We start from the raw sequence: 11,726 nt of genomic DNA, 5'->3' as shown, positions 1-11,726 counted from the left end.
GTCATGAATTAGCGCTGTTTTTGACTTGTCTGTCTTTTTACATAACAACTTAGTCAATCTGCGCTTGGCGATAAATCGAAATAAAGACATACTAGGTATGCAAAAAGATCATGGATGATAAATATGAATAGGAAGTTGCCTTCAACTAAAAACCTGCAAGCTTTCCTTGCTACAGCGTACTACCAAAATTTCACTCATGCCGCTGAAGCTCTCAACATGACACAGGGTGCGATCAGTCGACAGATTCAGGCTTTGGAAGCGATCATGGGGGTGGCACTTTTTTATAGGCAGGCGCGAGGGCTCTCCTTAACACCGGAAGGTGATAAGTTCGTCCCACTTGCAGAAGATATCATTAAGCGTTTGACCGCCTCAGTACGGGAAGTGGCTGAAAGCGCTAATAGAATTAAGATTAACGCACCTAGTTGTATCACGTCCTGGCTGCTGGCAAGGATTGCTAACTTTCAACAAGAGTTTCCCGACGTTAATGTTGAGCTGACTTCGACTACTAAACATGAAGCAGTACCTAACTTTGATAGTTTCGATTTGATAATCACCTATGGTAAACCGACTCGCAGCAAGGCGGTAAATCAGGCAGTTCTGTTTGAAGAGTATCTAGCACCTGTATGTTCGCCGGAATTATGGCACAGGGTTGATGCGCTTGGAGATGAGCATGTGCTAAAGCAGTTTACTTGGTTGCATGCAAACCAAGAGCAATCTGACTGGAAACTATGGCTAGATAGCGCTGGATTAGCCAAGTTAAATGGCAAAGGGAATCAAACGTTTGCTACGTTAGATCAGGCGATGAATGCGGCTCAACAGGGATTTGGTATCGCGATTGGAGATATAACGCTAGCAGCCCAAGATTTAAAGCTGAAGCGATTGATTCAGCCTTTTGAACAGAGTGTCGCAACTGGCAACGGCTACCATCTTTTACACTTGCGAGAACAGAGTTCTGAAATGGCCATCAAACTTATTGACTGGTTAACAGATCCTAGTCGATGACGAAGAAAGAACAGAACACTGAAAAGCTAGTGCGTCTAATACGCCTTAATCCCATAGGTTTTTAGTTTTTCTGGTAAAACGTCATCGAGCTTATCGATCTCATGTGGGAACACTTCGATTAGCGCGAAGTTATGCTGCTCATAGATAGTGCGGATTGACTGTTGTTCTTGTTCGGGTGTTTCATCTAGGTCACTCCCCCAGTATTGCAGATAGACCTTCCCGGTAGGCAAATAGAAGTCACTAAGTACATCTTGCTCAATAGGGAGCTGCCGATCATAAGCATGTACCACGCCGTTCATGTAGAGCCAGTTGTCGATTATTAGCTCTCCTTTTGACCGCACATAGTGGCCGTCGAGGGTGCGATGCTTGGCTTCAAACTTTTGGCGAAAGCTTGAGAGCGATTTGTCAGTTGCATGAGTCTCGGCGTCTTGGCCTAAAAACTCAATCACAGATTGCTTTAAGCGCTTATTGCGGATGATGGTGTCATGCCAAACCACAAAACCGTAACCGCTCTCTTTGTCTTGGCGTTGGTAACCTCCAACGGTTAGCCCTGACTCAGATACGGTCCAGCCTTTATCCGTTCTCTCAATCCAGCCGAGTTCTTGTAATAGCTGATTGACCTTCTTAGCATTGAGCGATAATCGTTCGCCAATTTGAGTTGCGCTGAGCGTTTTCCCGCTGGTTGCAAGGTTATCAATCAGAAGGTTTTCAGGCCAAACGATGAATTTGCCATACTTCGCATGTTCGACGTACTCACCACCAAATTTACTGCCAATTTCAGTCAGAACCCAGTTGTCTTGTGAGCGATTGATGTAACCGGCAGACTTAAGCTCATTAAATAGCTGTTTTGGCTCGATTTCTCGAAGTTTAGCTAGAGCGGTGGTCGAGATTTTGTCAGACATACGATTCTCCTTATCGAACTCTCATTGTTAGAGTAATTCGCAAAGTAATCAAGTGTTTGTCGATTCTATTCGAAGGTGTTCAAAACAACTTGATTTCGACCTAGCCCTTTCGCCTGATAGAGTGCTTTTTCAGCCCGTGCAATTGTGGTAAGAACCAAATAGCTAATCGTAGTGATATAGGTACGTGTGATTTTGGAGTTAGAAATGAGCAACATAAAAGTATGCTGCTCATTATAGGGTAAGCTATTTGTGTGCGTAGAAGATAACGATGGATCTCGGTGCAACTAACAACTGCTTGTGGTCAATGGTTTGATGTAATTCATGTGAGTCAGTATTACACAGCATCTTCCATTCGGTTTTATCGCTTTCAGGCATGTTGAAACGTGCAGGCGCGTTGGTTTGGTTGATGCAGTAGTACAGCTCGTCACCATGCTCATCGATTCCTAGATGAAGCGCTACGGTTCGATGTCTTGGCAGTAGGCATTGTTGTTACCATTTTGCGTGTGGGACAACACATCCGCGGTTAGAATATGCGGAATACCGAATGAGAACAGCAGCGTCGCCATAAAGTTGCGTTTTTGTTTTTCACGCAGTTCATTGATGGTGGCATTTTCGGTTTTGCCCTCAACGCCATAGTTGTCAGAACGGTTGTCACCATGCCCGTCTCGGTTCTCTTCACCGTTAGCTTCGTTGTGCTTATGTTTGTATGACACTAAGTCTTGCATACAAAAGCCATCATGATAGGTGATGTAGTTGACGGTGAGCTTATAAGGCCAGTTTGCAGCACTATATAGATCGCGTGAGCCCATGATTCGGGTAGCGAACTCTTTTAAGAAGCCTTGATCGCCACGCCAGAAGCTACGGGTAATATCGCGCAGGCGATCGTTGCACTCGTTCCAACCGAATGGGAAGTTGCCCACTTGGTAGCCATTGGGGCCGATATCCCAAGGTTCAGCGATAAGCTTTACTTCACGTAAGGTTGGGTCTTGAGCCACGGCTTTAAAGAAGGCAGAGTCAGGGCTGAAGTGTTCGCCATGACGGCCAAGGGTTGCGGCTAAATCGAAACGGAATCCATCAACTTGAAACTCATTTACCCAGTACCTCAGAGTGTCCATGACCAAATTCAGCGATGGTTGATGAGACAGGTCGAGCGTATTACCACAACCAGTAAAGTTGGCGAAGTGGTGACCGTGCTTGAAGTAGTAATTGTGGTCGAGGGCTTTTAGGTTAAATACTGGGCCTTGACTGCCGCCCTCCGCAGTATGGTTGTAAACCACATCTAAAATAACCTCGATACCATTTCTGTGTAGCTCACGGATAGCGGTTTTAAGCTCGGTTACCGCGTCGTGCTGAGCGTAGCGAGGGTCGGGAACCATGAACAGGTATGGGTTGTAGCCCCAATAATTGACCTTATCCATTTCCAGCAAGTGTGGCTCATGCATACAAGCCGCAACAGGCAACAATTGCAGTGTGTTGATGTTCTGCTGCTTATAAAACTCAAGCATTGGCTCACTAACCAAACCTAGGTATCGACCACGTTGATTGATTGGGACTGATAAGTTGAGTTTAGATACGCCTTTTACATGGGTTTCAAACAGAACCATCTCTTCGCGTGGACGCGCGGGCTTGGTAACACCTTGCCAGTCAAAATTGTCTCCCACTACCACGCACTTAGCAAGTTGAAAGCTTTTCTCTGAAGTAAAGGGTGTCGAGTAGTGAAGTGGTTTGTCGAGCGCCTTGGCATATGGGTCAGAAATTAGATGAGGTTTACCATCTCGAGTAACGATATAACCGTATCTCTGTCCTTGGGGAACTTTCTCAATGTAGGCGTGTCTTATCCCTGCATACTCTTCATTTAGAGAGTGTGTTTCAAATTCACCATCATCGGTGAATAGCACCAACTGAATATCTTCAGCGTGTGGAGAGTAGATCGAAAAGTTACACCCATTCGAGTCTGGTGTTGCGCCTAAAGGGTAAGGACGAGAGCACGGCATTATGGTTACTTTACTGTCATTGTTGTTTTCGAATAGTAAGTAAATAGTTTTGCAGCAAATAGGTCAAGCGCCTGATAGCAAAATTATAAATGTAATTTAATTACATTTTTATGAACTTTCGAGCTTAAAAGGTGAAGCAGCTGACATTTTGATCTCGTTATTTTTCTCCTCCCGCGATTTCTCATCCCAAAATTTGTGATTTCAAACAAAAAAACACCGTTCGGTATTAGATCTACTCCTTTCTCATCCCCCTTAAATATTTCTCATCTGGAGGAGTCGTAGCTTCTCCTCCCTCGTTAATCTGTAACCAGTTGAAACAAATTGGGGCAAGCTCTTTTGCTTCCCATCTTACCTCTCTTTTCAACGAATTCTGTTTCTGCCTTTACGGAATAGTTAATCGGGAGCGGAAAAAAATAATAAACCCTAAATGGAGTTAAAAATGAAAAAAGTAAGTGTATTGGCTGCCGCAGTGGTGACAGCTTTAGCTGCTGGTTCTGCGTTCGCAGAAGACAAAGTTAATCAAGGTTGGCAAGTAAATGGCTATGGTCACCTACTATACAACGTAGGCGAATCGCTAGACCTTGGTGATACTTGGGCACACCGTCGTGACTATCACGCTGCAGGTGCCGCATTTTCTGGTAACCCTAATCAAGTAGAGTTCACTGTAACTCGTGGTGACAATTACGATAATGGTTCATGGTCTAAGTACGTTTTGAAAACAGAGTATGGTAACCATGAAGGTGGTAACGGTCGTGGTTTCTACACTTCTTCAGGTGGTAACGAAAGTCATCTTTCATCTGGTCAGTTTGAGTTTAAAGAAGCTTACGTGGAGCTAGGCGATTTATCATTCTTTTCTGAAGGCACAAGTATTTGGGCAGGTCAGCGTTACTTAAACCGCCAAGCTGGTATTATCACTAAAGAGTACTGGAAACAATCATCTGGTCTAGGTGGTGGTATTCAACATGATAATATGGGCCTTGCTGTGGTTTCTGCTGACGCCGGTGATGGTTACTGTACGGTTGGTTCTAATACACTTAACTGTAAACAAGATAACCTTGCAGCGAATGGAGCGAGCAAGACAATGACTTCTGTGGATTTATACATGTATGGTGTTGAAGGCTTGGGTGGCAAGTTCGACTTCGACCTAAAATACATGCACAGAGCAAATGTTGACTCTTCAACAACAGCTGCAGATGATGGTCTTGGTCTTTCTGTAACGTACTCTTCTAGCTACTATGGCCTAGATGGTTGGGCGCTTACAGCGTTGACTTACGGTGAAGGTTTGGCTGGGACTAAAGGCGTTAACTTTGGGTCTTGGAATGGTGGCTGGGATGAGAGTGATCGTTCTATCTTCTTTACTTCTTACGGTGTAGCGAACGCGACAGATAACCTACAGATTGGTACCGAGTTAGTGTACTGGTCACTTGACAATAAAGACGATCGCAAGGTCTGGAATCAGGATGATGTACAACGCCTATTTATGGGTGTGACACCTTCTTACAAAGTTAATGAAAACTTCCGTATGGAAGCAGTTGTAACTTATGCTCATGAATCATATTCAGACGCAGGAGCGTGGGGTCGTGAAAAAGATAGCACGTCATTTGTGACTGCGACACTTGCGCCAGTATTTACTGTTAATGCAGATTACTGGGGTCGTCCTCAAATCAAGCCATACGTAACTTACATGACTTCTAGTGATGATGGCTACTCTTGGTCAAAAGACGCAAAAGGCGATGAAACTCGCTTTGGTGTAGAAGCAGAAATCTGGTTCTAAGCTAGTTAATAAGTTAATTTTACTGTTACATAATAAAAGGCAGTCGCTTAGACTGCCTTTACTCATATAATAAAAAGATGGAATTAGAGATGAAAAAATACCTTACCTTGCTTCTCTCCGGCATGAGTTTGATTGGGTGTGCTTCGAGCGATGATTTATCTCTTAAGCAAAATACTTTACCCCTAGAAACCGAACTTTGCTGCGAATCTGTGAGCCAATATCCTTGGGTTCGCCTTCAGCAAAATCAAGAATTAGACTTTCAATTGAACTCCGCATCGCCAGTTGGTCTTTTTGAGCAAGAGAAAAGTTATTTCTCCGCATTTACGTTTGCTCAGCAATCTGGCTCGGTAGAGCTGCGTCTACGTAGCTTAATGTTAGACGGAGAAGTCGCTGTACCACAAATAGAGCTCCTCGATGAAAACTTTAATGTTGTAAAAACAATTGATGATACAGAATTTGAAATTAAATTTTCAGATGCTTTGGCGAAGAATCGTTATGAACTAACAATGACCGTGGATACGGTTTTTAGTCCGTATATGATTGTTTATGTTGAGACTTCTGAACTGGGTAAAAAAGTTGTTGTCCCACATCCGGCCAAGTTGCGCGCTGAAGAGTCGGGCGAACCGATGCCAATCGTAACGGATCCTACTTACTTAGCTTCGAATAATGGGCATTTTTCTCTTAATATTGAGACACAAACATTAAGTGGATACAATCAAAAGTCGCTTATTCAATCAGAGCCGGAGACTTCAATTGCAAAGACTAAAGCTAAGTCAATAGTAGTCGTCCCAGAAACCCAAACCTATTACCACAATGCAATCCGTACAGCGGTAGAATCGAACAATCTCGACAAAGCGCTAAGCCTGCTAGAAGAGGCAAAAGCACTCAATGTTGAAGGTGCACAGCAAGTGTTTATTAAAGCGGTAAACGCTAAGTAACATTTAGGTTCTTCTGCAAAAGCCCTCGATTTCATTCGAGGGCTTTTTCGTTTTTCTAGAAAAGTTCCCTGCCTATTTTCAAAAATGTGAGATTGATCGGCATATTGATCTTGGTAACGTTAATCACATTAAATCATAACAATTTCATATGCTTGAGGTTTGCTCATTGCGTTGTTCAATTGAGGGCGCTGGTTAATTCTCATTTATAAGTGTCTAGTTTCACTTCATTTTTGAGTTTTACCAACTACGTTTTATGTGTTCGTGTAGTTTTTAGTCATGGTGTACTAATTCGAACCTGGTTTAACCCAATACGGATATACGTTATGAACATTAAATTATTAGCCGTCTCTATCGCGGCAGCAGCATGTGGTACCAACGCTCTAGCAGCAGAAATTTACAACAGTGAAGGCTCGACGCTTTCCATTGGTGGTTATGTCGACGTCGGTGTCGGAGAGTATGGAACGAGTAAAGAGGTTGAAGTTCACCAAGTTTCACCTCGATTGAACGTAGGCGGTACCCAAGACCTTGGTAATGGCTTTACCGTCGATGCAAAAGGTGAATGGGCACTTAACTACCTTGGTGGTGGTGATACCTCATTCACCACTCGTTTGGGCTACATAGGTGCTAGCCATGAACAAGGAGGGCGATTAGCACTTGGTACGCAATGGGCGCCTTACTACGATGTAGCTGGCGTTGCAGATAAACCTATCGCGTTTGCGAACGACTTTCTTTATGAAAACCATGGTAATTTAGCCACCGGCCGTGGTGATAAGATGGTGACCTACCGTAACAGTGTCTCTTTTTCTGAAGATATGTCACTTAGCTTAGGGTTAGGCTGGCAAGGTAAGCAAACAGATACCACAGAAACGCCTTCAACTGGGAATGGGGTTGTCACTGTAACTCGTACAACCGCTGAATATGATGCCCGTGGACAAGTAGCGTTAGCGTTTTCCGCTATGGGGGCTTCATTAGGCTATGTTTACAACGCTGGTGACATTGACAATACAGAAGCTAAATCCCATGTGGTGTCGTTGAACTATGGTAATTACGGTAGTGGAATATACGCAGCTTTGGTTTACACCGATAACAAGAACTTCTACAAGAGTTACTACGAGTCTAATCAATATGAGGCAATACTTGCCTATGGACTTGGAAATGGCTTGAACTTAAGTGTTAACTACGAGGAAGTGGAGGGGAAAGCAACTTCTACTTCGGCTAAAGGAACCGCGTTTAGTCAGAGTGCGGTGCAAGCGGAATACAACATTACACCTAAGCTAATCGGTTTTGCAGGCTATCAGTTTGAAGGCGATAACGATGTTGGCAAAGCGAAAGATGATAAGTGGACCATTGGTGCACGTTACTTCTTGTAGTAGCGAGACTAATCCCTTAGCACTTTGATAGTGTGGGCGCCTATTTGAGTTTGAATGGGCGCTTTTTATATTCTGTTGATAAATCCAACGACAATAATGGGTAGTAGTTCTTAGTTTTGATTTGAAATCGTTTTTTTATTAGCCACTTAGCATAAAATAGTGCCTCTTCTTAAACGTCAGGGATGGTGGCATGAGTTCGGTAAAGCTTGGGGATTCGTTGGTTGAACCAACAAAAATATTATGTGTTGGTCGAAACTATTTAGAGCATATCCAAGAGTTGAACAACTCCGTTCCTGAGCAAATGGTGGTGTTTTCCAAACCTCCGACGTCCATCTCTACTCAATTAGCCTCTTTTCATCAAGAACGACTTCATTACGAAAGTGAGATCTGCTTTATCGTCAAAGGTGGTCAACTTGCCGCAGTGGGAGTTGGGCTTGATTTAACTAAGCGAAACATGCAGTCGCGATTGAAAGAGCAAGGCTTGCCGTGGGAGCGAGCTAAAGCATTTGATGGTTCTGCGGTTTTTAGCCGATTTGTTCCTCTGGATGGACTTAAGATTGACTCGCTAGAGATCGAACTGTTTATTAACTGCGTTCGAGTTCAAAAAGGGTGCGTGAAGCAGATGATGTATTCGCCACAGGTGATTTTGGATGAGCTCAAAACCTACACTACGCTATGTGATGGCGACATCATTATGACGGGGACACCCCAAGGCGTAGGGGAAGTTCATGCTGATGACGTGTTTCTAGCGAGATTAAAATCAGCAGATAAAACATTAATTGAGATTGAGTGGGTCGCTCAATAGCTACTTCTCAGCGCCTTAATAAACCTCCAATTGAAGATTTCATTGGAGGTTTTTTCGTTCCGTTTGGTATTAGAACAGTTTTAAAACCAAAAACACCACCATACTAACTAGTGTGGTTAGTAGTACGTTTTTAGTCCGCCAGGCCAACACAGCTGCGACGACAGCACCGATCAAGTATGGATTACTTGCAGAAACCCACAACTCTTGTTCTGGCATAAATACGATTGGTGCCCAAATCGCAGTCAAAACGGCAGGACTGGAATACTTTAGAAGTCGCTGGGCCTGAGGGTTGAGTCTTAGAGGCAAGCGTGGCTCTAAAAACAGATAACGGCTGGCGAAAACCAACAAAGTCATGGCTAAAATAGACAGCATAATCATTGGTTACCTCCTTTTAGTGATTCGGCAATGTAACCTGCGAGCATTCCTGCGATACTGGCAACCATTAATCCTGATTCTATGCCTTGCGCATAACAGATTACCGATGTAACCATTGAGACCAGTACTGCGAGAAGTACAGGAGAGGATTTTACGTTAGGAATGACAATGGCGATAAAGGTTGCCGCTACAGCAAATTCTAAGCCTAATTCGTTCAAGGCCGGAATATAGCTACCTGCGACAATACCCGCGAGAGTGGCTAGGTTCCAACACAAATAGAAGCTCAGCCCTGCCCCAAGTGCATACCAGCGATTAAACTGCTTTTCAGACTGCTGCCCACAGATTGCGAATAGCTCATCCGTTAGTAGAAAGCCTAGAGTTAGCCTCCATTTAAGTGGCAGTGGACTGATCTTATCTCGCATTGACACACTGTAGAGCAAATGTCTTGAGGTGATGAAAAATATCGCTAAAAGCATAGTCGCTAATGTTGCACCCGCTTTAAACATTCCAGTGGCAACCAGTTGAGCGGAACCCGCAAAGAGAATTGCTGATAACGCTTGGCTCTCGACGACTGTTAATCCCGATTCAATAGCGAAAGATCCTGCGAGTAACCCCCAAGGGATCACGGCAATACTGAGCGGCACCATGGCGAGAGTGCCTTGCCAAAAAAGTGTTGAGCGATTGAGCGGTCGTTCTTGTTCCAAGGTCATGATACTCATAGTTATTGTTTTTAATCTGATGGAAGATGAGCTTATTTACTCATAGCGGGAAAATTGCGGCTTGTACAAACTTGCTGTTGGGCATTGGGTTAAGTTTTACCAGCAAACTGTTTAGGAGTAACACCTAATGCTCGCTTGAAGTGGCGATGGAAGTGGCTTTGGTCATGAAACCCTGTTTCCTGAGCTACTTCTGATATCTTGAGCCCTTTGCGTAACAGCTGTTTTGCTACTCTTAGCCTTGCTTGTATTTGGTACGCATGCGGTGGTAAGCCGAACTCTTTTTGAAAGCTACGGGTTAGGTAATAAGGGCTTAGCCCTGCCAGTTTAGAAAGATCCTCTAAGCTAACGTCAGCTTGAGGAAAATCATCGAGGAACTCTTTAACCATTAACAACTGCCTTTGACTGCGCGTTTTCGGCTCCCAATTTACCTTAGATTTACTGTGACGAGCGACGAGTTTGACCAGAGTGCCATAGATTAATGTTTCTCGGAGCAATTTATTGTCTGATTGGGCTAAAGTATCGAACACTAAGCGAAGTTGCTGAGCAAGTTCGGGATCATATACCACGGGCTCGGGAAAGTAAGGAACCGACAAGCCTGATGACAGTCCTTCCGTTAGCTGAGAGAATTGCTCCGGTAGCGGATACATGGCTTTGTATTCCCAGCCTCCCTCTGTCGCGGTTTGGCCGTTATGAACTTCATCGGCATTGACTAGAATAATACTGTCTTTTGGGGCGACATGATTGCCTCCGGTGCGGTAGAAACGCTGAGCCCCTTTTTCAATCACTCCCACCGTATAACCTTCGTGACTATGACGGGAAAAGTTCTGATGGGTGTATTTAGCGTCCAACAGCTCTAGCCCGCCTAACTCATTCGCTAGCTGAAAACTGGCTGATTCTTTGCCGTTGCTCGCCATTGTCGCTCCTTGTTCGTTTGATGTAAACGCCCGACTTTTCAGTTTAGCTTATCGGTCTTGTTTGTTTTTGTACAAAATTGCCCAATTTAATTTGCGAATGATTAACATGATGGTGGTTTGTTGGTGCTGAATTTCTATTATCACGCGGCTTTTTATTGTGGATTATTCACGAATGTTGGACTAAAATGCCGCGGTTTTCCTATTCTGTAAAATAAAAAACATGATCGATATTTCTGTGCTGCCGGTTTACCTAACCGCTGTTGTTGCACTGTTATTGCTGCCAGGGCCTGATATGTTGCTTATCGCCAGCTCAAGTATGAGCTACGGCCGTAAAGTGGGTATCTTTGCGAGCTTAGGCAATGCCACTTCAGGGATCATCCTAACCCTGCTTGCTGCACTCGGTGTTTCTGCACTGATAGCCATGAGCCCGATTGCCTTAAAAGCGTTGCACTTATTAGGTGGTGCCTACTTACTAAAAATGGGCTGGGACTGTATTAGCGCAAGTGCTGCTGATGCGCCCCAAATGGATGGCTCAAACAAGATCGCGACCACTTTTTACCAAAGAGCTTTAGTAAGTAACTTACTCAATCCTAAGGCTTTAGTGTTTTTTGTGATGTTTTTGCCTCAATTTGTTTCCAGCAACATAACCGCAAGTTCTGGAGAACAAATGTTAGCACTGGGTTTGCTACTGAATGTATTAGGTTTATTGTTCAACCTACTGCTGGTGGCGTTAGTGGGAACGTTGGGCAAACCGCTTTTAGAAAATGCTAGGTTCAGAACGTATCAACATAAGTTTATGGGGCTGATATTTGTTCTGTTGGCAATATGGATGTTAAGCTCATTTGCGAGCTAGCCAACTCTTAAGGTCAGCACTTGCTGACCTTTTTTGTATCCGCACCATTTAATCTTATAGACAAGGAAGTAACGTATGAA

At 44.0% G+C, this 11,726-nt stretch carries 10 protein-coding genes and 1 pseudogene; 6 read left to right on the top strand and 5 right to left on the bottom strand.

The genetic code is table 11. The annotated features are described in order from the left end of the window. Positions 1 to 123: 123 nt before the first annotated feature. On the top strand, positions 124 to 1,002 hold the full coding sequence (locus QTO00_RS09170; RefSeq protein ID WP_331424436.1) for a LysR substrate-binding domain-containing protein: 879 nt from the start codon (positions 124 to 126) through the stop codon (positions 1,000 to 1,002). Positions 1,003 to 1,037: 35 nt separating this feature from the next. Here QTO00_RS09170 and QTO00_RS09165 read toward each other — a convergent pair whose 3' ends face one another. Beyond that, entirely contained in the window at positions 1,038 to 1,904 is an 867-nt protein-coding gene (locus QTO00_RS09165) for a glycerol kinase (protein ID WP_331424435.1), read from the bottom strand. Positions 1,905 to 2,147: 243 nt separating this feature from the next. Continuing rightward, positions 2,148 to 3,898, bottom strand: a pseudogene (locus QTO00_RS09160) (glycogen debranching protein). 439 nt (positions 3,899 to 4,337) lie between these two features. Between QTO00_RS09160 and QTO00_RS09155 the strand changes: the two are divergent. The 4 genes from QTO00_RS09155 to QTO00_RS09140 all read left to right on the top strand — a co-directional run bounded on the left by QTO00_RS09155 (position 4,338) and on the right by QTO00_RS09140 (position 8,785). Next, on the top strand, positions 4,338 to 5,672 hold the full coding sequence (locus QTO00_RS09155) for a carbohydrate porin (protein ID WP_331424434.1): 1,335 nt from the start codon (positions 4,338 to 4,340) through the stop codon (positions 5,670 to 5,672). A gap of 89 nt (positions 5,673 to 5,761) precedes the next feature. After that, positions 5,762 to 6,610: a MalM family protein gene (locus tag QTO00_RS09150; protein ID WP_331424433.1), complete on the top strand. Its 849-nt coding sequence runs from the start codon at positions 5,762 to 5,764 to the stop codon at positions 6,608 to 6,610. Between the two features lie 323 nt (positions 6,611 to 6,933). After that, complete coding sequence (locus tag QTO00_RS09145; RefSeq protein ID WP_331424431.1) at positions 6,934 to 7,980, top strand: porin; 1,047 nt, start codon at positions 6,934 to 6,936, stop codon at positions 7,978 to 7,980. 190 nt (positions 7,981 to 8,170) lie between these two features. Continuing rightward, positions 8,171 to 8,785 (top strand): fumarylacetoacetate hydrolase family protein, encoded by a 615-nt coding sequence (locus tag QTO00_RS09140; protein ID WP_331424430.1) that lies wholly within the window; start codon positions 8,171 to 8,173, stop codon positions 8,783 to 8,785. A gap of 69 nt (positions 8,786 to 8,854) precedes the next feature. Here the strand turns inward: QTO00_RS09140 and QTO00_RS09135 are convergent, their stop codons facing one another. The 3 genes from QTO00_RS09135 to QTO00_RS09125 all read right to left on the bottom strand — a co-directional run bounded on the left by QTO00_RS09135 (position 8,855) and on the right by QTO00_RS09125 (position 10,793). Continuing rightward, positions 8,855 to 9,163, bottom strand: a complete 309-nt coding sequence (locus QTO00_RS09135; protein WP_331424429.1) for an AzlD domain-containing protein — start codon at positions 9,161 to 9,163, stop codon at positions 8,855 to 8,857. After that, the gene (locus tag QTO00_RS09130) at positions 9,160 to 9,879 is read right to left on the bottom strand and encodes an AzlC family ABC transporter permease (RefSeq protein WP_331424428.1); all 720 of its coding nucleotides are present in this window, start codon (positions 9,877 to 9,879) and stop codon (positions 9,160 to 9,162) included. Before QTO00_RS09130 ends, QTO00_RS09135 begins: the two co-directional genes overlap by 4 nt. Before the next feature lie 89 nt (positions 9,880 to 9,968). After that, a complete protein-coding gene (locus tag QTO00_RS09125; RefSeq protein WP_331424427.1) occupies positions 9,969 to 10,793 on the bottom strand; it encodes an AraC family transcriptional regulator in 825 nt (274 codons plus the stop codon). 220 nt (positions 10,794 to 11,013) lie between these two features. Here QTO00_RS09125 and QTO00_RS09120 point away from each other — a divergent pair, with 220 nt between their 5' ends. Beyond that, entirely contained in the window at positions 11,014 to 11,646 is a 633-nt protein-coding gene (locus QTO00_RS09120; protein WP_331424426.1) for a LysE family translocator, read from the top strand. Positions 11,647 to 11,726: the final 80 nt, after the last annotated feature.

Source organism: Vibrio sp. M260118, from assembly GCF_036533755.1.
Classification (GTDB): domain Bacteria; phylum Pseudomonadota; class Gammaproteobacteria; order Enterobacterales; family Vibrionaceae; genus Vibrio.
This window is presented reverse-complemented; position numbering and strand designations above follow the sequence as displayed.